This is a genomic window from Streptococcus sp. 2018110 (assembly GCF_019754115.1).
GTDB lineage: Bacteria > Bacillota > Bacilli > Lactobacillales > Streptococcaceae > Streptococcus > Streptococcus hashimotonensis.
In genome coordinates, this window is the sequence record NZ_JAIJZO010000021.1 from 1 (window position 1) to 24,514 (window position 24,514).

Annotated in this window: 19 protein-coding genes; 15 read left to right on the forward strand and 4 right to left on the reverse strand. The window is 43.3% G+C overall.

Annotated elements, in window-relative coordinates:
* Window positions 1-127 precede the first annotated feature (127 nt).
* Window positions 128-928 (reverse strand): formate/nitrite transporter family protein, encoded by an 801-nt coding sequence (locus K5Q34_RS10175; protein ID WP_221864950.1) that lies wholly within the window; start codon window positions 926-928, stop codon window positions 128-130.
* 141 nt (window positions 929-1,069) lie between these two features.
* Between K5Q34_RS10175 and gla the strand changes: the two genes are divergently transcribed.
* From gla to K5Q34_RS10200, 5 genes are all read left to right on the forward strand, one after another.
* A complete protein-coding gene (gene gla, locus K5Q34_RS10180) occupies window positions 1,070-1,915 on the forward strand; it encodes an aquaglyceroporin Gla (RefSeq protein ID WP_141599755.1) in 846 nt (281 codons plus the stop codon).
* Between the two features lie 129 nt (window positions 1,916-2,044).
* Window positions 2,045-3,577, forward strand: coding sequence for a helicase HerA-like domain-containing protein (locus K5Q34_RS10185; RefSeq protein ID WP_221864951.1), 1,533 nt, complete (start codon window positions 2,045-2,047; stop codon window positions 3,575-3,577).
* A gap of 112 nt (window positions 3,578-3,689) precedes the next feature.
* Window positions 3,690-4,298 (forward strand): CoA pyrophosphatase, encoded by a 609-nt coding sequence (locus K5Q34_RS10190; protein ID WP_105119372.1) that lies wholly within the window; start codon window positions 3,690-3,692, stop codon window positions 4,296-4,298.
* Between the two features lie 270 nt (window positions 4,299-4,568).
* The gene (locus K5Q34_RS10195) at window positions 4,569-7,322 is read left to right on the forward strand and encodes an LPXTG cell wall anchor domain-containing protein (protein ID WP_221864952.1); all 2,754 of its coding nucleotides are present in this window, start codon (window positions 4,569-4,571) and stop codon (window positions 7,320-7,322) included.
* A 121-nt stretch (window positions 7,323-7,443) separates the two neighbouring features.
* Entirely contained in the window at window positions 7,444-7,635 is a 192-nt protein-coding gene (locus tag K5Q34_RS10200) for a tyrosine-type recombinase/integrase (protein WP_274806903.1), read from the forward strand.
* A 252-nt stretch (window positions 7,636-7,887) separates the two neighbouring features.
* Here K5Q34_RS10200 and rpmG read toward each other — a convergent pair whose 3' ends face one another.
* Together rpmG and rpmF are read right to left on the reverse strand one after the other, a co-directional pair.
* Window positions 7,888-8,037: a 50S ribosomal protein L33 gene (gene rpmG, locus K5Q34_RS10205; RefSeq protein ID WP_002262412.1), complete on the reverse strand. Its 150-nt coding sequence runs from the start codon at window positions 8,035-8,037 to the stop codon at window positions 7,888-7,890.
* Window positions 8,038-8,052: 15 nt separating this feature from the next.
* Window positions 8,053-8,235, reverse strand: a complete 183-nt coding sequence (gene rpmF / locus K5Q34_RS10210; RefSeq protein WP_002937589.1) for a 50S ribosomal protein L32 — start codon at window positions 8,233-8,235, stop codon at window positions 8,053-8,055.
* A 275-nt stretch (window positions 8,236-8,510) separates the two neighbouring features.
* On the opposite strand from rpmF, the gene K5Q34_RS10215 reads away from it, so the two are divergent.
* Entirely contained in the window at window positions 8,511-9,212 is a 702-nt protein-coding gene (locus K5Q34_RS10215; protein WP_105133820.1) for a hypothetical protein, read from the forward strand.
* Between the two features lie 113 nt (window positions 9,213-9,325).
* Window positions 9,326-10,609 carry a histidine--tRNA ligase gene (hisS, locus tag K5Q34_RS10220; protein WP_221864953.1) on the forward strand — a complete coding sequence of 428 codons (1,284 nt, stop codon included), beginning with the start codon at window positions 9,326-9,328 and terminating at the stop codon, window positions 10,607-10,609.
* Window positions 10,610-10,689: 80 nt separating this feature from the next.
* Here the strand turns inward: hisS and adhP are convergent, their stop codons facing one another.
* Window positions 10,690-11,715: an alcohol dehydrogenase AdhP gene (gene adhP, locus K5Q34_RS10225; RefSeq protein WP_024406784.1), complete on the reverse strand. Its 1,026-nt coding sequence runs from the start codon at window positions 11,713-11,715 to the stop codon at window positions 10,690-10,692.
* 452 nt (window positions 11,716-12,167) lie between these two features.
* Between adhP and adhE the strand changes: the two genes are divergently transcribed.
* The 8 genes from adhE (at window position 12,168) to K5Q34_RS10265 (ending at window position 24,184) form a co-directional block, all read left to right on the forward strand.
* The gene (adhE, locus tag K5Q34_RS10230) at window positions 12,168-14,819 is read left to right on the forward strand and encodes a bifunctional acetaldehyde-CoA/alcohol dehydrogenase (RefSeq protein WP_105257118.1); all 2,652 of its coding nucleotides are present in this window, start codon (window positions 12,168-12,170) and stop codon (window positions 14,817-14,819) included.
* A 414-nt stretch (window positions 14,820-15,233) separates the two neighbouring features.
* Window positions 15,234-16,718, forward strand: coding sequence for a threonine synthase (thrC, locus tag K5Q34_RS10235; protein WP_221864954.1), 1,485 nt, complete (start codon window positions 15,234-15,236; stop codon window positions 16,716-16,718).
* 127 nt (window positions 16,719-16,845) lie between these two features.
* Window positions 16,846-18,606 (forward strand): ABC transporter ATP-binding protein/permease, encoded by a 1,761-nt coding sequence (locus tag K5Q34_RS10240; RefSeq protein ID WP_221864955.1) that lies wholly within the window; start codon window positions 16,846-16,848, stop codon window positions 18,604-18,606.
* Window positions 18,599-20,260, forward strand: a complete 1,662-nt coding sequence (locus K5Q34_RS10245; RefSeq protein WP_221864956.1) for an ABC transporter ATP-binding protein — start codon at window positions 18,599-18,601, stop codon at window positions 20,258-20,260. Before K5Q34_RS10240 ends, K5Q34_RS10245 begins: the two co-directional genes overlap by 8 nt.
* Entirely contained in the window at window positions 20,261-20,854 is a 594-nt protein-coding gene (locus tag K5Q34_RS10250; protein ID WP_202847055.1) for an MptD family putative ECF transporter S component, read from the forward strand.
* A complete protein-coding gene (locus K5Q34_RS10255) occupies window positions 20,851-21,510 on the forward strand; it encodes an energy-coupling factor transporter transmembrane component T (protein ID WP_221864957.1) in 660 nt (219 codons plus the stop codon). The genes K5Q34_RS10250 and K5Q34_RS10255 overlap by 4 nt, the downstream gene beginning before the upstream one ends.
* Window positions 21,474-22,901: an ABC transporter ATP-binding protein gene (locus K5Q34_RS10260; protein WP_221864958.1), complete on the forward strand. Its 1,428-nt coding sequence runs from the start codon at window positions 21,474-21,476 to the stop codon at window positions 22,899-22,901. Before K5Q34_RS10255 ends, K5Q34_RS10260 begins: the two co-directional genes overlap by 37 nt.
* A gap of 5 nt (window positions 22,902-22,906) precedes the next feature.
* Window positions 22,907-24,184 carry an MATE family efflux transporter gene (locus K5Q34_RS10265; protein ID WP_221864959.1) on the forward strand — a complete coding sequence of 426 codons (1,278 nt, stop codon included), beginning with the start codon at window positions 22,907-22,909 and terminating at the stop codon, window positions 24,182-24,184.
* Window positions 24,185-24,514 lie beyond the last annotated feature (330 nt).

A 24,514-nucleotide genomic window follows, 5' to 3' on the forward strand; every position in this document is an offset into this window, starting at 1 on the left:
CTAAGAAATTAGTCCAAGATAGTAGAAGCAGAAAGAAAAACACAGACAGTTCGGCTGAATTTCATCAGAATCAGCTTGAATCTATCTGTGTTTTTTATTTACTGGCTAGTTTTTGCCCAGTCTCTTTTTAGTCTACATAAAGTTTGGATTGATTGTTCAACCAACTATAAAGAAGTCCGATAAAGAGACCGCCACCCACGTAGTTTCCTAGTCCAGAAAAGAGGAAATTGCTTAGTACACTTAATAGAGTCATTCCCTCAACTGGTCCACCATTTGCAAAAAAGGCCAGGGAGAAGAGTGAAAAGTTCGCAATGACGTGCTCATATCCCAAGAAAGCAAAGATAAAGATGATGAAAATAACGGAAATGAGACGCCCAGCATCATCTTTGATGCGTAAGAAGGTAAATACGCCGATATTCACAACAATATTAGCAAAGATTCCTTCAATAAACTGGGTAAGAGGTGTTTTTTCTAGTTTTGTCACTGTCGCTTCAAATAGGTAGCTGTGAGCATCAACGTGCTGATAAGGTAGAGTCAGTGAGACCAAGTAACAGACAAGGACAGCACCAACAAAGTTGAAAAGGATACAGGTTGCCAACATCTTGAGGGCTGTTTTAGTAGGAATCGTTTTTCGATGGCTGGCTACTGTCATATACATCATGTTGGATGTTCCAAGTTCGGCATTCATATATAAAATCATGAGTAGCCCCCAACCAAACATCAACCCATAACTAAACTTCCCGAGTCCTTCTGCGACATGGTTGAGTTTGTCTGCTGTATAAAGAGAAATGACAATTCCCAATCCTAAATAAAGACTAGCTAGTATCGATCGTACAGCGTAGGCAGAAAAGCTGTGTTCAAACAAATCTGCTTTTTTCTTAATGCTTTTTTCAATTGTATATAGTAGTGTATCTTGGGTAGCTCCCATCCTAATCTCCTCACTTTATCTACTACTTTTATAGGGTAAACGTTTTCTTTTTGTCGAATGGCTTTACTTTGTTTATTATACTTGATAAAATGGTTGTTGTCCAAAAAAAATTTAACTTTTGAAAGGAAATATAAGAAAAATATGGATGTTACATGGACAGTGAAATATATCACTGAATTTTTAGCGACTGCACTCCTTATTATCATTGGTAATGGTACAGTTGCAAACGTTGATTTAAAAGGCACAAAAGGAAACAACTCTGGTTGGATTCTCATTGCGATTGGCTATGGTTTGGCAGTTATGATGCCAGCATTGATGTTTGGTAACGTTTCTGGTAACCATATCAACCCAGCCTTCACACTTGGTTTGGCTGTTTCAGGTCTCTTCCCTTGGGCTCACGTTGCTCAATACATTGTTGCTCAATTGTTAGGCGCAATGTTTGGTCAGTTAGTGGTTGTAGCAGTTTATAAACCTTACTTCTTGAAAACTGAAAATTCTAACCATATTCTTGGTTCATTCTCAACTATCAGCGCGCTTGACAATGGTACAAAAGAAAGTCGTAAAGCTGCGACAACTAATGGTTTCTTGAATGAGTTCGTTGGTTCATTTGTATTGTTCTTCGGTGCCCTTGCTTTGACCAAACATTTCTTTGGTGCAGAGTTGGTTGGTAAATTGATTGAACAAGGCTATGATAAAACAGTCGCTGAGACAATGACTGCTCCATATACTTCAGGTTCAATTGCAGTTGCTCACTTAGGCATTGGTTTCCTAGTTATGGCACTTGTTGCGGCTCTTGGTGGTCCAACAGGTCCTGGTCTTAACCCAGCACGTGACCTTGGTCCACGTATCGTTCACCATCTCTTGCCAAAATCTGTTCTTGGTGAAAACAAGGCTGATTCAAAATGGTGGTATGCTTGGGTTGGTGTATGTGCTCCAATTATCGCATCAATTGCCGCTGTTGCACTATTCAAATTCTTGTATCTATAATATAGAGAACCCGTTTCGTCGGGTTTTTCTTTTTCTCTTGGCATATCCAATATAAAGTTGTCTGCTCTGCTATTTTCCTAAAAGTTATGCTACAATAAAACTAGAAAAAATCGGAAAAGAGGCTAGAATATGTCAGATGTTATTGCTTTTGGCTTTGGAAGCAGTCGAGCGGAGATGCAGCTCAAGCGACTCAATCGTCATGGAATCATCGCAGGTGCGACAGGTACAGGGAAGACCGTGACCTTGAAGGTTTTGGCGGAGCAGTTAAGTGATGCGGGCATTCCAGTCTTTCTATCGGACATCAAGGGTGATTTGAATAGTTTGGTTGCGGCTAATACCAAGGAGATTGATCCTAGTCGTCTAGAGAAGACTCACTATACAGATTATAGTCCCGTAGCTTATCCAGTTGAGTTGTGGGATGTCTTAGGGGAAAATGGGACTCCTGTCCGCATGACGATTTCAGAGCTGGGACCTGTCTTATTGACACGCTTACTGGGCTTGAATGATACTCAGGAGTCCATCTTGAATATTGTTTTCAGCGTGGCAGATGAGCGTGGTCTTCTCTTGATAGACTTAATGGACCTGCGGGCCATGCTCAATTTTGTGGCTGAAAATGCAGCAGAGCTGAGCCAGTATTATGGAAATATTCCAGCTCGTTCGGTTGGTGCCATCTTGCGTAGCCTGGTTGTTTTGGAGCAACAAGGTGGTAAGATTTTCTTTGGTGAGCCAAGCCTTGACATTGCTGATTTGATGCGTACGGCAGAAGATGGCCGTGGGGTTATTAACGTCCTTCAAGCTACTGAGCTGTTCAATCAACCAACTCTTTATTCGACAGTCCTGCTCAGCCTTTTGTCAGAACTCTATGAAGTGCTGCCTGAGGTGGGCGATTTGGACAAGCCTAAGATGGTCTTCTTCTTTGATGAGGCTCATGTTCTCTTCAAAGATGCTCCAAAAGTTCTTCTTGAAAAAATTGAATTGATTGTCCGTTTGATTCGTTCAAAAGGTGTAGGTGTCTTTTTTGTAACGCAGAATCCGACGGATATTCCTGATAGCGTGGCAGCCCAGCTGGGCAACCGTATCCAGCATGGTCTTCGCGCCTTTACACCAAAAGAGCTCAAAACTGTCGCGACTGTTGCCGAAACTTTCCGTCAAGAAGGTGATAAGGATTTGGCTAAGGTCATTCAGGAGTTGCAGGTGGGGGAAGCTGTTGTGTCTACCCTTCAAGCAGACGGGACGCCAAGCTTTGCGGATCGGGTTTTGATTTATCCACCGAAAAGTATGCTTGGAACGGTGGAGCCGAGTGCCCTCTTGTCTGTCATCAACAACTCTCCTTTGATGGAAAAATATGCTGACGCGATCAACCGTGAATCTGCCCATGAGCAGATTTTGGCCATGACAGAGGCCAAAGAAGCCGAACTCATCAAAAAAGCAGAGCAGGCCGAGGCGGAAAAACAGGCAGAAAAAGAAGCTAAGGCAGCCGCAAAAATGGAAGAAAAAGCCCAGAAAGAAGCAGCAAAAGCAGCTCAAAGAGCCAGTCAGCCAGCCAGTCGCAAAACAGATTCCATGATGGATCGCTTTACCAAGAACCTGATGAGCCAGGTCGGACGGGAAGTTGGGCGCGTGGTGACTCGCGGCATTATGGGCATGTTAAAAGGAAAATAAGATGAGGAACTGGGAAGGAAACTTCTCAGTTTTTTTATTGAAACAAAGTTCTTGCCAGATGCCACAAAATTCGTTAAAATAAGCATAAATCACTAGTTAGTAAGGAGTTGCCATGACTGATCAATTGCAGGCATTATTGAAAGACTATCAGCCCCAGCCATTGGGTGAAAAACGTTCTTATGCAGTCTTCCTGCCCTTAGTCTGGTCCGACAATCAGTGGCAGGTCTTATATGAGATTCGGAGCGAGTCCATTTCTCAACCGGGAGAAGTTTCCTTCCCAGGTGGCGGAATTGATGAAGGCGAGACAGCAGAAGAAGCAGCCATTCGTGAGGTTATCGAAGAACTTGACATTCAACAGGAACAAATTGAGTTGCTGGGGGAAATCGATTATCTAGTTTTTGGTCGCTCGACGATTCGCTGTTTTGTTGGTCGACTTCACTTGGACTGGCAGACCCTTCAACCCAATGATGAAGTGGCTCGATTCTTTACAGTTCCACTGGAAACCTTGCTGAAAACGGCCCCTGTCTATTATCAACTAGATTCACAGATTGTCCCAGATTGTGACTTTCCCTTTGAACGTTTGAGAGGTGGGGTTGACTATCCTTTCAGTCATCACAAACGCTCCGTCCCCTTTTATGAAAATCTACCAGAAAATATCTGGGGAATGACTGCTCAATTTACCCATCGTTTTGTGGAAATAGTGAAAAATAATCTATCGTGAAATGATAGGTTATTTTTTTTGGAGGAAAAACCAGCCTTTGCGATATGTATCAGTGAAAAAATGGAGCCAAAGCTCAACATGAGCAATGTATAGAAAAATACAAAAAAAACAGGTGCGTAGCAGGTAAAAGATAGCTATGACTGGTATACTTTGTACGGTCCATATTTTGAAGTGCCATCATCTATCCAGAAATGCGACAACATTCATGTAAACGCATTCAGTAGATGAGTGGGAAAATGTATAAATCTATATTTTAAGAAGGAGCCAATTATGAGCAAGCAGAAAGTTGTGTCCAGTCTATTATTAAGCACAGTCGTATTAGGGGGATTAGCCTTTTATCCAACGACAACGGTTAAAGCAGAATCGCTAGAAACAGATGTTACATCAGTTAATGTAAGCGATGCTACTAATATACCGGTAGTATCAAATGAAGAGGAAAGCGACTTTTTAGCTGAAGAAGAGCTTGAAGACGACGACGCTTCGGAAGAAGAATTAAATGAGAAAGCCGAAGAGGTTACTGAGCCATCTTTACCTGAAGCGCTTCTCCAACCTCGTGCGGTGATGAGTAATTCTGAAACTAGTGGTATGGAAAAAATTCCGGTAGATGATTCTGTTTCAGAAAAGGTAGTTGAGAAGCCATTAATTCAATCATCGAATGCGGATTCTCCGGATGCTAAGGGACGAGAGAAACTTCAGAAATCAGTAACAATAGACTCGGTGAAATTAGAAGAGAAACAGATTACATGGCGAGTAAATTTTGATACAAGTGAATGGTCTTTTAATCATCGTCGTGGTGGTCTTTATTTTATTCTTCCAAAAGGTTTGGATTTAAAGAGTATTAAAGATAATACTGATAATGAATTAATTAGTCAATTCCCTAATCAAGTCAATAGTTCTAATAATGGTGATAGAGCACCTTTCCGTTTCTTTAATAGAGAAGAAAATAGCGGTAGCTTTAATGATCAATGGGGGTGGTCAGCAGGTCAAGCTAACCCTAATGATATGATTAAAGGGTGGAAAGAAGAAAATCGTTTTTCCAAGATTTATTTCATAGATAATATAACAACAACTACTCAGTTGACCTATACTTTAACTGCCAGTGTAACTGCACCAAATCAGAAATCGTTCCCTGTTGCGGCAGTGATAAAGACGTTTGGGTATAAAAATTGGAGTGGGACAGAGGTTACTTCGCTAGGTGCACGTGAGATTACCCTTGAGAAAGAAAAACCTCTACCACCTAAGGAGGAGCCAAAACCAGAGCCAGAAGCTCCAAACCCAGATAGTGGTATTATCTTGAAACCATTACCAAAACCAGAAGTGCCGCAGACTCCAAAAGAGGAAGAGCCTAAGAAGGAAGAAGAGCCAGGTCAGGAATTACCAAAACCGATGGAACCAAAGGTTGATAAACCAACACCAGAAGTACCACAGGTACCAGACGCTCCAAAAGATGAACCGCAAGTACCATCAATCCCAGAGGAGCAACCAAAAGAGACTCCAAAACCAGAGGTTCCATCAGTACCAGAAGAGCAACCAAAAGAAACTCCAAAACCAGAAGTTCCAAAACAAGAAGATGTCCAACCGGAAGCACCAAAATCTGATAAAGTAGAATCTGATAAACAAATGCCAGAAACTAAGAAACCAGATATGAAGCAACCGAAGACAGACGACATGCCTAAGGAACAAAAACCGAAAGCTGAAGAGCCAAAGGCAGAGCAACCACAAATGGAAGCTCCTAAGAAAGATTCGGAAGCACCAAAATCTGATAAAGCAGAAACTGACAAACCAATGCCAGAAACTAAGAAACCAGATATGAAGCAACCGAAGACAGACGACATGCCTAAGGAACAAAAGCCGAAAGCCGAAGCTCCAAAGGCGGAGCAACCACAAATGGAAGCACCTAAGAAAGATTCGGAAGCACCAAAAACTGGTAAAGCAGAAACTGACAAACCAATGCCAGAAACTAAGCAACCAGATATGAAGCAACCGAAGGCAGACGATATGCCTAAGGAACAAAAACCGAAATCCGAAGAGCCAAATGTGGAGCAACCACAAATGGAAGCTCCTAAGAAAGATTCGGAATCACCAAAATCTGATAAAGTAGAAACTGACAAACCAATGCCAGAAACTAAGCAACCAGATATGAAGCAACCGAAGACAGACGACATGCCTAAGGAACAAAAACCGAAATCCGAAGATCCAAAGGCGGAGCAACCACAAATGGAAGCTCCTAAGAAAGATTCGGAATCACCAAAATCTGATAAAGTAGAAACTGACAAACCAATGCCAGAAACTAAACAACCAGATATGAAGCAACCGAAGGCAGACGACATGCCTAAGGAACAAAAACCGAAATCCGAAGATCCAAAGGCGGAGCAACCACAAATGGAAGCTCCTAAGAAAGATTCGGAAGCACCAAAATCTGGTAAAGCAGAAACTGACAAACCAATGCCAGAAACTAAACAACCAGATATGAAGCAACCGAAGGCAGACGACATGCCTAAGGAACAAAAACCGAAATCCGAAGATCCAAAGGCGGAGCAACCACAAATGGAAGCTCCTAAGAAAGATTCGGAAGCACCAAAAACTGGTAAAGCAGAAACTGACAAACCAATGCCAGAAACTAAACAACCAGATATGAGGCAACCGAAGGCAGACGACATGCCTAAGGAACAAAAACCGAAATCCGAAGATCCAAATGTGGAGCAACCACAAATGGAAGCTCCTAAGAAAGATTCGGAAGCACCAAAAACTGGTAAAGCAGAAACTGACAAACCAATGCCAGAAACTAAACAACCAGATATGAGGCAACCGAAGGCAGATAAACCAGAAGCAGAGAAAACTCAGATGCCACGGACAGAGGGTATGAAGCCTGAAACTAAGGCTTCAATGATGCCAAAAGCAGAGGCATCAAAAGCAACTTTGCCAAATACAGGCGAAGCAAGTAGCGCAATAGGCTGGCTAGGTGGTGCTTTAGCCACTCTTGTCACAGGCTTGTATCTATTCAAAAATAAAAAAGAAGAATAATCATCATTGAATAAGATATGAGAGCTTCCCTCTTCTAAGTTCATAAAAGACTCCAAATCATCGCTGTAGAAGCCTTGGTTTGGAGTCTTTTTGTTAAATATTCTTAAAAAATAACAAAATAGTGCCTCATATGTTCCGACATAGTTTTGTTTCAGTTATGGCAGATAAAAAAGTTAGTTTGAATGTTATCCGAGAATTTGTAGGACATTCCGAGGATAGTAAGGAGATAGAGAAAATTTATCTTCATGTAATGCAGAAAGGAAAACATAAGATTGAACAGGCTATGATAGATTTAGCAGAAATAATTATTTGATATATTTTAATCAGTTAAAATTCAGTTATTTTGTCAAAAACAAAAGAAAAAATCCTTTGAAATAAAAATTTCAAAGGATTTTCTATAGTTTTATTCCTCTTCCTTGTTACATTTTATGCAGTAACTAGGATTTTCAATTCCTATATCGTTTGTGGTCAAATATTCACCACAACTAGCACATTGCCATTCATCATTCATATCCAAAACTCCTAAATTAAGAAAATATGTTGTTGAACATAGACAAATATTGCTTTATTTCACCTCAGTAAAAATCACGTGCTTACGCAATTTTGGTGAGTATTTTTTCAATTGAAGACGGTCTGGAGTGTTACGTTTGTTTTTTGAAGTAAGGTACAAACGCTCACCAGATTCTTTGTGTTCAAGTGTAATATTTACGCGCATGGTATCTCCCTTCTATTATTCAGCTGAAGCAGCCTTAGCGATTTTACGTCCTTTGTAGTATCCTTTCAAAGATACACGGTGTGAACGTGAGTAATCTCCAGTAGTTTCATCAAATTTCACAGTTGGAGCTGCTACTTTATAGTGAGTACGACGTTTGTTTTTCTTCGCTTTTGAAGTGCGACGTGCAGGTACTGCCATTTCTTTCTTCCTCCATTAAATGTCAGGGCTAAGCCCCTTTTAAATCTAAAATAGTGCGTATGACTTTCGTCAACTTTAACAGTATAACAAAAGTTTTTTGTAAAGTAAAGTTACTTGACAGATTTTTTTAAAAATTTTATCAAATTTTATTCACCTAAATTCCCATCTAAAGAAATTTTGCTATAATGTTCAAAAAGACACAAAATTCACTTGACAGCATATATATATAATGGTTATAGGACGAGTTCCAATTATTCAATATGAAGGAGAACTGTATGAAAACAGTTGGGAAGTTTTTTGCGAAAAAGTTGGCTAGCCTCTTAGTCTTGTTGCTGGTTTTGGGTATTGGGATTTTCTGGTTTAGAAATAGTATCTTTGCTTGGTTCCAAGGAACCCATACGGCTCAATATGAGTTTGTCATTAAGAAGTTTGAAGCGGAAAGCAAGCTGGTTGTAGCAGGTGCCGAGGTGGACACGACTGCCAATCAGACCTTTGAAAACAATCAATTAAAAGAATGGCCAGACTGGACAGAACCGATTACCAAGCTCTTTGTAGGACGTGAAATGTCTGTTGATATTCCTGTTCAGACGGAGTTCAAGCTGGTCTTGGAGGGCATTGGTCAGTCAGATGTTCAGATTCAAAACAATACTTTAACCTTCAAGAAACCTGTGCTTGTCGAAGTTGATTCTCAGCAACATGGAGAAATCAAAATCAGCAATAATAGCAATGGTCTGCTGGACAAGGCGGTCGATGTCTTCACTTCTGGACAAAAGGCCCAGGAATTTCTAAATGATAAATCCCAAGAAGCCATTTACAAGACAAGTGAGAAAGTATTGAATGACGCGGAACGCCAAGAAAAAGTAGCGGCCTTTGCAGAAACAGCCTTAGAAAACCTCCTAAATCTCAACTCAGAAGAAAAACTTGAGGTTGAGATTGAAGTGGCCGACTTGAATTTCCAGATTGTAGATAAGAAATAGCTTTTTAAACAAGGTCGTGTCAGTAGGCACGGCTTTTTGTCTGCTCTGCCATTTCCAAAAAAGCCCAAAATATGATAAAATAAAGGACAAGATTTAGAGAAATGAGAAATTCCATGAAACTTCAAAAACCTAAAGGAACACAGGATTTACTACCACAGGATTCTGCCAAATGGCAGTATGTGGAAAACTTTACCCGCAGCATTTTTAAACAGTACAATTACGCTGAGATTCGCACACCGATCTTCGAGCATTATGAGGTGATCAGCCGTTCGGTTGGCGATACAACAGACATTGTGACCAAGGAGATGTACGATTTCTATGACAAGGGAGAGCGCCATATCACCCTCCGTCCAGAAGGGACGGCACCGGTTGTTCGTTCTTATGTAGAAAATAAGCTCTTTGCTCCAGAAGTGCAAAAGCCGGCTAAGTTCTATTACATGGGTCCAATGTTCCGCTATGAGCGTCCGCAGGCAGGTCGTCTCCGTCAGTTCCACCAGATTGGTGTGGAGTGCTTTGGTTCCAATAACCCAGCGACAGACGTGGAAACCATTGCTATGGCCTATCACTTCTTTGAAGAGTTGGGAATCAAGGACATCCGCCTCCACCTCAACAGTCTGGGCAATCCAGAGAGTCGTGCTGCTTATCGTCAGGCCTTGATTGACTACCTGACACCGCTCAAGGCCCAGCTTTCCAAGGATAGCCAGCGCCGTCTAGAAGAAAACCCCTTGCGTGTGTTGGATTCCAAGGAAAAAGAAGACAAGGTCGCAGTGGAAAATGCACCGTCCATCTTGGACTATCTGGATGAAGAAAGTACTGCTCACTTTGAAGCGGTTAAGACTATGTTGGACAGCTTAGGCATTGCTTATGTGATTGACACCAACATGGTGCGTGGTTTGGACTACTATAATCATACTATTTTCGAGTTTATGACCGAGGTAGGTGGTAATGACCTGACCATCTGTGCCGGCGGTCGTTACGACGGTTTGGTGTCCTATTTCGGTGGACCAGAAACGCCAGCCTTCGGCTTTGGCATGGGGATTGAGCGCCTCATCCTAGTCCTTGAAAAGCAAGGCATCGAGCTCCCTCTCGACACCCAGCTAGATGTCTACATCGCAGTTTTAGGTCAGGAGGCCAATGGCGGAGCGCTCGAGTTGGTTCAAGCCATCCGCAAGCAAGGCTTCCGAGCAGAGCGAGATTACCTTGACCGCAAGCTTAAGGCTCAGTTTAAATCAGCAGATGTTTTTGGCGCTAAGGCCATCATTACCCTAGGTGGTAGCGAAATCGAATCTGGACAGGTTGTGGTGAAAAATAACCAGACAAGAAGTCAAGTTGAAACAAGCTTGGAAGCACTCAAAACAGATTTTGCAAGTATTTTAGAAGAATTGGAGAAGCAGTAGTCTAGGCTGCTTCTTTTTTATTTTAGAAAGCAAAAAAGAAGCGATTGGATAATCACTTCTTGAAAATAGTGGAGAACGCATTAGTGTGAGTGGCAGAAGTCTAAGACCATGCGACCTTGGATAGTTCCTGCTGCCATTTCATCAAAGACTGCTTCGGCATCTTCGACAGGACGTTTTTGAACGACTGGAACAACTAGTCCCATAGCACCGAAGTGGAAGGCCTCTTCTAAATCTTTACGAGTACCCACCAGTGAGCCGACCACTTTGATACCGTCTAGCACAGTCTTCACGATACTGAGGTCCATGTATTCAGATGGAAGTCCTACAGCTACTACATATCCACCAGCACGAACACTGTCAATAGCTTGGTTGAAGGCTACTTTGGAAACAGCTGTTACAACAGTAGAGTGTACACCGCCACCAGTAATTTCTTTAATGTATCCAGGAACATCTTCTACTTCAAGTCCGTTGATTGTCACATCTGCACCAACTTCTTTGGCGAGTTCCAATTTATCATTATTGATGTCTACGGCGATAACATGAGCGTTGAAGACTTTTTTAGCGTATTGTACAGCAAGGTTTCCGAGTCCACCAGCACCATAGATAGCAATCCATTGACCTGGTTCCAAGTGAGCTTCTTTAATCGCTTTGTAGCAAGTAACGCCAGCACAAGTGATCGAACTTGCTTGAGCTGGATCAAGACCTTCTGGAACTTTTACTGCATAGTCTGCTGTTACAATACATTGCTCAGCCATACCACCGTCAACAGAGTAGCCTGCATTTTTTACGGTACGGCAGAGAGTTTCGCGACCGGTTGTACAATATTCACACATACCACAGCCTTGGAAGAACCAAGCAACGCTGACACGATCACCGACTTTTAAGCTAGTCACATCTGGAGCAATTTCAGTCACAATACCGATACCTTCGTGACCAAGAACGCGACCAGGAACCTTACCAAAATCACCATTGGCAACGTGGAGGTCAGTGTGACAAACACCACAGTACTCAATTTGGACCAAAGCCTCACCAGCTTCGAGTGGACGAAGTTCCTTATCGACAACGACAACACCAGTAGATTCTGGATTTACAACGACTGCTTTCATAAGCAGACCTCCTGTTTTAATATTTTATGTACATTTTTGGATGTGTTAATATAGTTGTTTTATATTGTTAAGAATATCACAATGTGGACAAAAATGCAAGAGTAGAAAAGAAGGGACAAATGAATAAGAAATTGAAAATTATCACGTAATTACTACAATATTTTCAAAAAAATCTATTTACTTGGAAGCGTTTTCTTGGTAAACTAGTATCGTAAATGTTAGAGAAAGAATAAATGATAAAGATTTGTCTTACTTTATGTATTTTTTGACCAAACAAAGCAGAAACAAATCTGAATATTTTCTGAAAACAAGAAAAAGTAAGCGTTTTCTATAACAAAACAGAAAAAATGTGAAAAAATTAACAATTTCTCTTTACAAATAAAATAAAAAATAGTAGAATAACATTGTGAAAAAGTTAACAAATAGTTAACAAGTATATTTGGAGGAACACAATGGCTGATAAAAAAGTAGTATCACCAGAAGAAAAGTTGGTAGAAGCGCGCAAGCACGTCGATGAGCTTGTTCAAAAAGGTTTGGTTGCTCTTGATGAGTTCCGTAAACTTGGTCAAGAAGAAGTAGACTATATTGTAGCGAAAGCTTCGGTTGCAGCCCTTGATAAACACGGTGAATTGGCAATGCACGCCTTTGAAGAAACCAAGCGTGGTGTATTCGAAGACAAGGCTACTAAGAACTTGTTTGCCTGTGAGCACGTTGTCAATAACATGCGCCACACGAAAACTGTTGGTGTTATCGAAGAAGATGAAGTGACAGGTTTGACTTTGATTGCTGAGCCGGTCGGTGTTGTTTGTGGTATCACACCAACAACAAACCCAACTTCTACAGCAATCTTTAAATCATTGATTGCCTTGAAGACACGCAATCCAATCGTCTTTGCCTTCCACCCATCTGCACAAGAATCTTCAGCCCATGCAGCTCGTGTTGTCTATGAAGCAGCTGTAGCAGCTGGTGCCCCTGAAAACTGTATCCAGTGGGTAACAAAACCATCTATGGAAGCAACGTCTGAGTTGATGAAACATGATGGTATTGCAACAATCCTTGCAACTGGTGGTAACGCAATGGTGCGTGCAGCTTACTCTTGTGGTAAACCTGCCCTTGGTGTAGGTGCAGGTAACGTTCCAGCCTATGTTGAAAAATCAGCAAACATCCGTCAGGCAGCACATGACATCGTTATGTCTAAGTCATTTGACAACGGTATGGTCTGTGCGTCAGAACAAGCAGTTATCATTGATAAAGAAGTTTACGATGAGTTTGTAGCAGAATTCAAGTCTTACAAAACTTACTTCGTTAATAAGAAAGAAAAAGCTCTTCTTGAAGAATACTGCTTCGGTGTGAAAGCTAACAGCAAAAACTGTGCAGAAGGTAAATTGAACGCAGACATCGTTGGTCGCCCAGCTGCATGGATTGCTGAGCAGGCTGGCTTCTCAGTACCAGAAGGTACAAACATCTTGGCAGCTGAGGTTGCTGAAATCGGTGAAAAAGAGCCATTGACTCGTGAGAAATTGTCACCTGTTATTGCCGTCTTGAAAGTTGATGGTCGTGCAGAAGGTCTTGAAGCGGCTCGCCAAATGGTTGAATTCCACGGTCTCGGTCACTCTGCAGCTATTCATACGGAAGACGCAGAATTGGCGAAAGAGTTTGGTACAATCGTACGTGCTATCCGTGTTATTTGGAACTCTCCATCTACTTTCGGTGGTATCGGTGATGTTTACAACGCATTCTTGCCATCATTGACACTTGGTTGTGGTTCTTACGGACGCAACTCAATCAGTGATAACGTAAGTGCTATGAACTTGCTCAACATCAAGAAAGTAGGAAGACGTAGAAATAATATGCAATGGTTTAAAGTTCCTTCTAAAACATACTTCGAACGTGATTCTATCCAATATCTCCAAAAATGTCGTGACGTTGAACGTGTCATGATCGTTACAGACCGTGCCATGGTAGAACTTGGATTCCTAGATCGTATCATCGAACAATTGGACCTTCGTCGTAATAAAGTTGTTTACCAAATCTTCTCAGACGTTGAGCCAGATCCAGACATCACAACAGTTTATAAAGGTACAGAATTGATGCGTACCTTCAAACCAGATACAATCATCGCACTCGGTGGTGGTTCCCCAATGGATGCTGCCAAAGTTATGTGGCTCTTCTACGAACAACCAACAGTTGATTTCCATGACCTAGTTCAAAAATTCATGGATATCCGTAAACGTGCCTTCAAGTTCCCAGAACTTGGTAAGAAATCTAAGTTTATCGCGATTCCAACTACATCAGGTACAGGTTCAGAAGTAACACCGTTCGCCGTAATCTCTGATAAAGCAAACAACCGTAAATACCCAATCGCTGACTACTCATTGACACCAACTGTGGCAATCGTTGACCCAGCACTCGTATTGACAGTACCTGCACACGTTACAGCAGATACTGGTATGGACGTATTGACTCACGCTACAGAAGCATACGTTTCAACAGTAGCAAACGACTTTACAGATGGTTTAGCACTTCAAGCTATCAAACTAGTATTTGAAAACCTTGAAAGCTCAGTGAAGAATGCTGACTTTGTATCACGTGAGAAAATGCACAACGCATCAACTATGGCAGGTATGGCCTTCGCCAACGCATTCCTAGGTATTTCTCACTCAATGGCTCATAAGATTGGTGGACGTTTCCATACTGTTCACGGTCGTACAAACGCTATCTTGCTTCCATACGTTATCCGCTACAACGGTACTCGTCCAGCTAAAACAGCTACATGGCCTAAGTACAACTACTATAAAGCAGATGAAAAATACCAAGACATCGCTCGTCTTCTAGGCTTGCCATGTTCAACACCAGAAGAAGCTGTTGCTGCATACGCACAAGCAGTTTACGACCTCGGTGAACGCATCGGTATCCAAATGAACTTGAAAGCACAAGGTATCGACGAGAAAGAACTCAAAGAACACTCTCGCGAATTGGCTCTTCTTGCCTACGAAGATCAATGTACACCAGCTAACCCACGTCTAGCAATGGTTGACCACATGCAAGAAATCATCGAAGACGCCTACTACGGTTATAAAGAACGTCCAGGTCGCATCAAGTAAGGATTTTCGTCACGATACATCGTTAAAGCTCCTTGCCTAACTTTAGTTATGCCTACGTCGCTTTGCCTTGTCTCGTTTGGAAAATCATCTCTTGATGATTTAGCTTCGCCTTCGTCAATCTGCCTAGAAAGACTTAGGGCTAGAATTTTTTCGGCGTCAAGTCAGTATACTGAGCCTTGCTCAGTTGAACGGAGTATGATTTATAGGTAAATTGCCTCCAAATATCGTAAGACAATCCTCTATTGAAAAATAGGGGATTGTTTGTTTAGAAATAATGGTGGAAATCCTGAAAAAAGCGAAAGTGGTTGGAAAGTTAGGGTTTAGCCGAGAAAAAGAGACTTTTCTATCTATCTTTCACAATTTTCTGTCAATTTATGGTAGAATAGAAAAAATAGATTTTTTATGAGGGATACCATGACATTAGTATATCAATCAACACGCGATGCTAAAAATACTTTATCGGCTAGTCAGGCGATTTTACAAGGCTTGGCGACCGACGGTGGTTTGTTTACACCGATTTCGATTCCAACAGTTGACTTGGATTTTTCTGTTCTTAAAGATGCTTCTTATCAAGAAGTTGCCAAGTTGATTTTATCGGCTTTCTTGGACGATTTTACGGCAGACGAGCTGGACTACTGTATTAACAATGCCTACGACAGCAAGTTTGACACGTCAGTTATTGCCCCAGTTGTCAAGCTAAAAGGTCAGTACAACCTGGAGCTCTTCCGTGGCTCAACCATTGCCTTTAAGGACATGGCTCTGTCCATCCTGCCTTACTTGATGACAACTGCGGCTAAAAAGCACGGTTTGGAAAATGAGATTGTCATCTTGACCGCGACTTCAGGCGATACAGGCAAGGCAGCCATGGCTGGTTTTGCGGACGTTCCTGGCACGCAAATCATCGTTTTCTACCCACGCGACGGGGTGTCTAAGGTCCAAGAATCGCAGATGACCACGCAGACAGGGGCTAATACCCACGTGGTGGCCATTGACGGAAACTTTGACGATGCCCAAACCAACGTCAAGCACATGTTCAATGATGAGGCTCTTCGTGCCAAATTGGCGGCGAAGAAACTCCAGTTTTCATCAGCCAACTCCATGAACATCGGTCGCTTGGTGCCACAGATTGTTTACTATGTCTATGCCTACGCTCAGTTGGTTAAGACTGGTGAGATTGCGGCGGGAGACAAGGTCAACTTCACCGTTCCGACAGGCAACTTCGGTAACATCTTGGCGGCTTACTACGCTAAGCAGATCGGTCTGCCAGTTGGCAAACTCATCTGTGCATCCAACGACAACAATGTCCTAACCGACTTCTTCTCGACGGGCGTTTACGACAAGAACCGTACCTTCCGCGTGACCACCAGTCCGTCCATGGATATCTTGGTGTCTTCTAACTTGGAGCGGTTGATTTTCCACCTCTTTGGCAATGACGCTGCAAAAACAGCTGAGCTGATGGAAGCTTTGAACACAGCTGGTCAGTATGACATTCAAGGAGCTGACGCGGACATCTTATCTCTCTTTGCTGCCGCCTTTGCGACAGAAGAAGAAACCGCTGCGGAAATCAAGCGTGTCTATGAGGAGTCCGACTACATTGAAGATCCACATACGGCTGTTGCCTCAGCTGTCTATAAACAGTATGTGGAGCAAACAGGAGACCAAACTCCGACAGTGATTGCTTCTACAGCAAGTCCGTACAAGTTCCCAGTAGTTGCGGTTGAAGCGGTGACAGGTCAATCAGGCTTGACTGATTTCGAGGCCCTTGCCAAACTGCATGAGATTTCAGGTGTAGCCCTGCCACCAGCTGTGGACGGCTTGGAAACGGCACCTGTCCGCCACAATACCGTCGTTGCAGCTGCAGATATGCAGGCTGAAGTAGAGCGTTACTTGGGTGTTTAATATCAATTTATTTTATGACAAACTGCTCATCTTGAGTGGTTTGTTTTTTATTCTTATTAAAATTAAAATTTACAGACAATTCAAAGAATGATATACTATATGGGAATATGTTTGAGTGAGGTGAACTATGGCACAAGAGCAGGAGAAAATCTCCAGAGAAAAGAAAAAAGCCCTCTTGAAGCGGCTCAAAGAACGCATCAAGCCCAAGATGAAGCTGGTCTATTTGGCAGCCTTTCTATCCTGGGTACAATTTTTGATGCGGATTATTTCCTTCTATCTGATTGCTAAGGGCTTTGTGACCTACTATGAGGGTGGGCAGGTTGATTTAGTACAGTTTGTCCTTATCTTGCTGGGGCTCAATGCCTTTGGTTATGGTGTGGCCCTGATTGCCAAGCGTTTGCAGGGCTTGGGCTCCCAGTTTGCTCGGGATTCGCTCAAGCAGTCTTTCTTTGAGGCTCTCTTGGCCAAGGATGGTCAGTTTGCATCAAAAGCGACAGCGGCAGATGTCTTTAACATCGCTTCGCAAGGGATTGACAGTCTGGATACCTACTATTCCTACTACATGGCTTCTTCCTTGCGGACCCAGTTCAACTGTGCGACTGTTCTCTTGCTGGTCTTTCTGATTTTCCCGCTAGGTGCAGTCATTTTCATCCTGGCCCTGCCTCTGATTCCCATTTCCATTATCGCTATGCAGAAGCGGTCCAAGCGGATCATGAATCGCTACTGGGGCTCCTACATGGATGTGGGCAATCTTTTCCTGGACGACCTCAAGGGGCTCAACACCCTCTATTCCTATCAGGCGGACGCGGCTTATGAAAAGACCTTCAATGAGCAGGCGGAGGACTTCCGCGATGCGACCATGGAGTTGCTCAGCTTCCAGCTGCAAGCGGTGGGCTACATGGATGCGGTCATGTATCTGGGGATTGGTCTGTCTGGTTTTGTGGCGGTCAATAGCCTAGCGACAGGCAATCTTTCCCTCTTTAGTATGCTCTTCTTTGTCCTCATTGCGACGGAGTTTTTTGCACCCATACGGGAGCAGGGCTACGGTATGCACTTGGTCATGATGAATACCAAGATGGCGGATCGCATTTTTGGTTTCCTGGACAGCATGACAGCGGAGCAGGAAATCGATGCTGCCCATCTGCCTGTTTTTGACAGTCTGAAACTGGAAAATATGGCCTTTGCCTACGGAGAAAAGCCAGTCCTAGAAGATATTTCCATGACCATGACGGCTGGAAAGGTCTATGCCTTGGCCGGTGAGTCAGGTCAGGGGAAAACGACCTTGGCCCAGTTGCTCTTGCGACGTTTGCGAGCGGATAAGGGAGCGATTTACTTGGGTGAGCAGGAGATTTCTTCTGTCAGCCAGTTGTCTCTGAATGAGCAGGTCCTCTGTGTGTCGGGTCAGTCAACCTTGCTCAACCAGTCGATTTATGAGAATTTACGCATGGCTGGTGATTGGACCAAGGAGGACATCTTGGCTTGGGCAGATCAGCATGGAGTCTTGCAGTTTGTTAAGCATCTGCCGGACGGTTTGGATACGATTGTGGGCGATGACGGTGCTTTCTTGTCACCGGGTCAACGCCAGCAGGTCATCTGTGCCCGTGCGGTTTTGGCCAAACGCTCGCTCTATATCTTTGACGAGGTGACTTCTAGCGTCGATCAGGACAATGAAGGCTTGATTTACGATTTGATTAACCTGGTTGCAAAAGATGCCATTGTCATTATTATTACCCATAAGATGAAGCAGGTGGAGCAGGCAGATGATATTCTCTTCTTGTCTGCGGAGGGGGCTGTGACAGGCAACCATGCCACGCTTTATCAGACTAGCTCGGCCTATCGTCAGCTGGTCGATCAACAAAGAGAATTGGAGGAAGCCGTTTATGGATAAGAAAGAAATGCCGACGCGGGTGCTGATTCCGAGACTCTTGGGCTCAATGAAGCATCTCTTGCCACGGATTGCGGTGGCGGTTTGCTTTGCGGTCTTGGGACAGGTGGTGACCATTGTGATTCCAGTAACCCTGGTCTACCTGGCTTTTGATGCTCTTGCTGGCAATCCCGCTCCGCTATGGACTTTGGGAACCCTAGTCATTCTGGCTCTTCTGCGTGGGGCCTTCCGCTATGGCGAGCACTACTTCGGTCACTATGTGGCCTTTCATACCCTGGCTGCCTACCGCCGTCTGATTTTTGCGAAATTGCGGGCCCTGGCTCCTGGGAAATTGGACCGGCAGGACAGTGCTAGCCTGCTCAAGATGATTGGGGAGGACATTGAGGCCTTGGAGGTTTTCTTTGCCCATACCATTGCTCCGATTTGTACAGGGATTTTGGTGGCTCTTGGCTTGACGGTCTATTTTGGTCTATCCAGCTGGGGCTTGGCCCTTATAGCCTTGGTAACCTATGCCCTTCTGGCTATTGCTATTCCAAATCGATTTGCTCAGCAGTTGCAACCCTTGCTCAAGGAACAAAATGCCAGTCGCAAGGGCTATGTTTCCTACTTTATTGAAAGTCTTAAGAGTATGAAGGACCTCATGCAATTCCAGCAGACAGATGCTCGTTTTGCCACTCTGACGCAGAAAAGTCAAGAGGTCAATGGTCAGGAGCGAAAGGTTGCCCAGACCAACTTTATGCAGTATGCTGTGTCATTCTTAGTGGTAGGTCTGTCTATCATGGGCTTTGCCTGGTTGACCTTCGACTTGGTAGGCAGTCAGAGCTTGGACTTGGCAACTGGAGTGGCCCTCCTGGTTTCCTTTACCAGTTCCTTTGCTCCCTTCTTAGAGCTCAGTCGTCTGCCTCTTGGTTTCAAGCGGGCTATGAATGCTGGTCGGAACATCTATGCTCTTTTGGATGAAAAAGAAGCAGAGCGAACAGGTGACTTGGTTGAGGTCAGCGTGACGGATATTGCTATTGAGCAAGTGGACTTCGATTATGATGACCGAGAAACAGGGCTCTATCGCAATCTGTCTGTCCAGTTTGAACAGGGGGGCATCATTGGTCTGGTCGGTGAGTCCGGTGCAGGAAAATCCACCTTGATGAAATTGATCATGCGGTGGTATGACTGGCAGCAAGGTCAAATCCGCCTGTCTGGCTTGGATAGTCGGAAAGTGGACAAGGCTCATTTGCAGGGCTCCTTTGCCTATGTGCCTCAGGTACCGCAAATCTTCCGCCAGACCATTCGAGAAAATCTTGTCTTGGGGCGGACGGATGTGTCAGACGAAACCATCATGGACTTGGCAGAAAAATGCCACATGAAAGAACGGATTTTGGCACCACCGCAGGGCTTGGATACGATTGTGGAAGCCAGTGACTTTTCCGCAGGAGAAGGACAACGCATGGAACTCATGCGGGCCCTGCTCAAAAACGCGGACTGCTATATCTTTGATGAGCCGACCAGCAACTTGGATTCGCTCAATGAAGCTCGTTTTATCCAGCTGGTCAAGGCACACTGTCAGGGCATGGTCTTCTTGATTTCCCATAGAAGCTCGACCATGGCTTGTGCAGATACCATTTTCCGCTTGGAAGACGGACAATTAGTAAAGGAAAAGTAAATGAAGAAATTACAAGTAAAAGATCTGATGGTAACAGGGGCTTTTGCTGCCCTCTACTTTGTTTGTGTTGGTCTAGGAACCTTGTTGAGCTTGGTTTTTGATCGTTCGGGTAATATGATGTATGCACCTGCTGGAGCAGCCCTTTTGGCAGGACCTGTTTATATGTTATTGGTAGCCAAGGTTGGTAAATTTGGTTCAATTAGTCTAGTTGGAGCGGTAATGGCCTGTTTCTTTTTCCTATCAGGCTATATGACAGCGGCCTTTCTCCCAAGCTTGACCTTTGGTTTTTTGGCAGAAATGGTAGCGAAGTCAGGTCATTATAAACAAAAATGGGCCAATCTTCTTAGCTATATCATTTTCTCTTTTGGAAACCTGGGACCGATTATTCTTATGTGGTTCATGCGAGATGCCTATGAGGCCAATCTTTTGGCACGTGGAAAATCAGCAGAATACATCGCTCGTGTCATGCTTGATTTCACTCCAGAGAATGTGCTATGGTTGTCAACGACCATTATCTTAACAGCTCTTATCAGTGGTCTGTTTGGTCAATATATGCTTCAGCGCTATTTTAAACAATCAGGTTATCTTTCATGAAATTAGATGCTCGTACAAAAATTATTCTCGTCTTCTTCATTAGTTTTACCTATGGGATGCGTCTTACAATACTAGAAAATGCAGTGCTGGTCTTAGGTCTTAGCCTGCTTTTCTGGTTTTCTGGAAAGCGGAAAATGGCTATAATGAGTCCGACAGCCTATGCTATGTTTTGTCTGATGTCCTATATCACATTTTTACCAGCATGGCTGACGCATTTGTTGCTTGTATTGACCTATACATGGCCTCCGCTTTTGGCAGGACATCTATTGCTGATGACGACAAGTGGTTACGAACTCATTCATGGCTTACGGAAATGGCGCTTACCAGAGGTATTTCTTTTGACGTTGGGAGTAATGTTTCGTTTCCTGCCTGCCATTAAACAGGATGCTCGTACGATTTGTGCCTCTTTGAAGGTTAGAGGAATTTTTTTACGGAAGAGAGATGTGGTTTGTAAGCCACTCCAGTACATGGAGTTTTTCTTGGTTCCCTTGATGATGTCTCTCTTGCGAACAGCTCAGGAATTGACAGTAGCCAGTCTGACAAAAGGTTTGGCTGTATCTACAAAATCACCTGCATATATTCGGTCGTCTTGGACCGTGCTAGATTGGAGTCTTTGCTTATGTTGTCTCGTTTTTCTGATTCTCGTCCGGCTGTGACGGTAAAAAATGTAGCATTAACTTATTCAGGGGCAGATAAACCAGCCTTGCAGATAGAGAATCTGACCATTCCAGAAGGCCAGTGTGTTGTTTTATGTGGGCAGAGTGGCTCTGGGAAGTCTAGTTTTCTCAAGGTACTGAATGGTTTGACGCCAGAATATTATCCTGCTCAGCTTTCGGGACAAATTTTCTTAGGGAACTTGGATTTACAAAAATCTAGTCTGGAAGAAACATCTCGGCACATTGCTTCAGTCTTTCAGCATCCGTCTACTCAATTTTTTCATAGTCAGGTCTTGCAGGAATTGGTTTTCCCTTGTGAAAATCAGGGTTTGGCAAGAGAAGAAATCGAGAATCGCCTGGCTTGGGTTATGGAATTATTTGGTTTGGCTTCTCTTAGTCAGCGAACGATTTCCAGTCTATCAGGTGGTCAGCAACAACGTCTAGCCTTGGCCGTTGCAGCCATGCAAGGGACAGATGTCTTGGTTTTAGATGAGCCGACTGCCAACCTAGATCAGGAAGGGATTGCGATTGTACAGGACATCTTGAAAACTTTAAAAAGCCAAGGAAAGACCATCATTATTGCCGAGCATAGACTGTCTTATCTCAGTCAGTTGGCAGATCGCTATTTATATTTTCAAGATGGGCAAGTGGTGACGGATTATCTAGCAGATGAGTTTTTAAGTCGGACAGAAGAATGCCGTCAGGATATGGGGCTGCGTTGTTATGACTCGGAGCCTTATGGGCGGGCAATAGCGGAGCTGGCGGACCAGTTTGTTAATGATAAAGAGGGTTTACTTGTTGAAAATTTATCGGTAAGTCAGAAAGAGAATACTCTCTACGAGATTGAAAAACTTTGCTTGGCACCAGGACAGGTGGTGGGTTTAGTTGGATCGAATGGTTCTGGAAAAACAAGCCTTGCTCGTTATCTGGTCGGTTTAGCGGAAGATAAGAAGAGTAGGATTTCTTGGCAAGGTCAAACCTTGTCTGGTCGCCAGAGATTGGAAAAAACAGCCTTTGTTATGCAGGATGTTCGCCTCCAACTATTTGCGGAAAGTGTTAAGCGAGAACTTACTCTTGGAAGGAAAAATAGAGCTGTCGATGAACGTTTGGTAGCTCGTTTTGGTCTATCGGACTTGTTGGAGAGGCATCCGGTCAGTTTATCGGGTGGTGAACAACAGCGCGTGATGATAGTGGCCAGCTTACTGGCAGATAAGGAAATTTTCATTTTTGATGAACCGACGAGCGGCTTGGATTTGAGACGAATGCAACAAGTTGCTTCCGCTTTAGTAGACTTAAAAATGAAGAATAAGTTGGTTTTGTTAATTTCTCACGATGAAGAGCTATTGAATCTTGTTTGTGATAAAATAGTAGATATTAAACAGTTGAAATAGAGATTATGAACAAACAAACCTATAAAGAAATTTTAACCATTGCCTTTCCAGCCATGGGGGAAAACCTTCTCCAGATGTTAATGGGGGTAGTAGACTCTTATCTAGTAGCCAGTATTGGCATCGTAGCTTTGTCTGGAGTTTCCCTTGCTAATAATATTTTAGCCGTCTATCAGGCGGTTTTTATTGCCCTAGCAGCAGCGGTGTCTTCTCGTTTGGCTCAGAATTTGGGTGAAGAGGACTCAGAAGGCATTGGAGGAACTGCTAGTGAAAGTGTCAAGTTTACAGTTTTTATCGGTCTTCTTTTAGGGATTTTTTCAGTTCTGGCAGGTCCAATAGTACTTACTAGCTTGGGAGCAGAGTTAGAAGTGGTACAGGCTGGCGGTCTTTATTTGATATTGGTTGGTGGGGGAGCGCTTTTTTTGGGACTTATGACAAGTTTGAGTGCAATCTTACGAACCTTGGGGGAACCACGTTTTCCTATGTATATCAGCCTGCTTTCTAACATTTTAAATGCACTATTTTCAGCATTTGCAGTCTTTGTGCTTCATGCAGGTGTAGCTGGGGTTGCGATTGGAACGGTATTATCGCGATTGATTGGTTGTAGCCTGCTTTGGTCTCGCTTACCAATTTCTTTAAAACCATGGACCTGGTCCTTTGATAAAGAACTGCTTAGACTTGCCCTGCCAGCAACTGGTGAACGGTTGATGATGCGGGTGGGAGATGTGGTAGTCGTAGCTTTGATTACCAGCTTAGGAACAGCGACGGTAGCTGGAAATGCGATTGGAGAAACCCTGACGCAGTTTAATTATATGCCGGCTTTAGGGATTGCTACCGCGACAATCATCCTTACAGCGAAACACAGACAGGATAAGGCTATGGTCCGACATATTTTTCGAACAAGCTTTGGCCTTTCTTTGCTGTTTATGTTTTTGGTGGCTGGTGTGACTTATTTTGCGGGGCCTTTCCTAATCGGTCTTTATACTAAGGATATTCAAGCAGCACAAGCTAGTCAAACAGTATTATTTTATGCCATGTTGGGAGTTCCCTTTACAGCTGGTACTCTTATTTTGACAGCTCTGTGGCAAGGTTTAGGAAATGCTAGATTACCCTTTTATGCCACAACTATCGGTATGTGGCTAGTGCGGATTGGCATAGCTTATTTACTTGTAACATTTTTTAAAATCGGTTTGTCAGCCATTTGGATTGCAACGATTTTAGATAATGCCTTCCGAGCAGGGGTGCTATTTTTTCAGTATAGGTATTCAAAACAAGAATCAATTTAAGATAAGGCTAAGAAAATTTTCAGTTTCTTTTAAGTTAGTAGCTATATACTATATTCAAGCTAGAAATAGCGAACAACTTTACTGAATAGTATTCAGTATCGTCATCCGTAAGAGCTAAAGCTCAAACGGCTGGCATATCTTTTTCATATAATCTCCTAGAGAACAGTCGGCCGCGGTCGGCTGTTTTCGTGCTTCGGCGCATTTTGGAAGTTTGTTTAGTTTATATTCGTCCATCTTTTCACCTAAAGGTGTCCTTATCTATGTTAACAGACTTTTCGAACTAAAATCTTCTTCAGGTTTTTATATCTAGTTAAATCTGTAAAGTGAATT

Excerpts from the sequence above, each read along its gene's own strand:
- K5Q34_RS10190 (WP_105119372.1), top strand. The coding sequence starts at position 3,690 with ATGACTGATCAATTGCAGGCATTATTGAAAGACTATCAGCCCCAGCCA.
- K5Q34_RS10260 (WP_221864958.1), top strand. The coding sequence starts at position 21,474 with ATGTTGTCTCGTTTTTCTGATTCTCGTCCGGCTGTGACGGTAAAAAAT.
- K5Q34_RS10250 (WP_202847055.1), top strand. The coding sequence starts at position 20,261 with ATGAAGAAATTACAAGTAAAAGATCTGATGGTAACAGGGGCTTTTGCT.
- K5Q34_RS10195 (WP_221864952.1), top strand. The coding sequence starts at position 4,569 with ATGAGCAAGCAGAAAGTTGTGTCCAGTCTATTATTAAGCACAGTCGTA.
- K5Q34_RS10175 (WP_221864950.1), bottom strand. The coding sequence starts at position 928 with ATGGGAGCTACCCAAGATACACTACTATATACAATTGAAAAAAGCATT.
- K5Q34_RS10245 (WP_221864956.1), top strand. The coding sequence starts at position 18,599 with ATGGATAAGAAAGAAATGCCGACGCGGGTGCTGATTCCGAGACTCTTG.
- gla (WP_141599755.1), top strand. The coding sequence starts at position 1,070 with ATGGATGTTACATGGACAGTGAAATATATCACTGAATTTTTAGCGACT.
- K5Q34_RS10185 (WP_221864951.1), top strand. The coding sequence starts at position 2,045 with ATGTCAGATGTTATTGCTTTTGGCTTTGGAAGCAGTCGAGCGGAGATG.
- rpmF (WP_002937589.1), bottom strand. The coding sequence starts at position 8,235 with ATGGCAGTACCTGCACGTCGCACTTCAAAAGCGAAGAAAAACAAACGT.
- K5Q34_RS10255 (WP_221864957.1), top strand. The coding sequence starts at position 20,851 with ATGAAATTAGATGCTCGTACAAAAATTATTCTCGTCTTCTTCATTAGT.
- K5Q34_RS10215 (WP_105133820.1), top strand. The coding sequence starts at position 8,511 with ATGAAAACAGTTGGGAAGTTTTTTGCGAAAAAGTTGGCTAGCCTCTTA.
- adhP (WP_024406784.1), bottom strand. The coding sequence starts at position 11,715 with ATGAAAGCAGTCGTTGTAAATCCAGAATCTACTGGTGTTGTCGTTGTC.
- K5Q34_RS10265 (WP_221864959.1), top strand. The coding sequence starts at position 22,907 with ATGAACAAACAAACCTATAAAGAAATTTTAACCATTGCCTTTCCAGCC.
- K5Q34_RS10240 (WP_221864955.1), top strand. The coding sequence starts at position 16,846 with ATGGCACAAGAGCAGGAGAAAATCTCCAGAGAAAAGAAAAAAGCCCTC.
- hisS (WP_221864953.1), top strand. The coding sequence starts at position 9,326 with ATGAAACTTCAAAAACCTAAAGGAACACAGGATTTACTACCACAGGAT.
- rpmG (WP_002262412.1), bottom strand. The coding sequence starts at position 8,037 with ATGCGCGTAAATATTACACTTGAACACAAAGAATCTGGTGAGCGTTTG.
- adhE (WP_105257118.1), top strand. The coding sequence starts at position 12,168 with ATGGCTGATAAAAAAGTAGTATCACCAGAAGAAAAGTTGGTAGAAGCG.
- thrC (WP_221864954.1), top strand. The coding sequence starts at position 15,234 with ATGACATTAGTATATCAATCAACACGCGATGCTAAAAATACTTTATCG.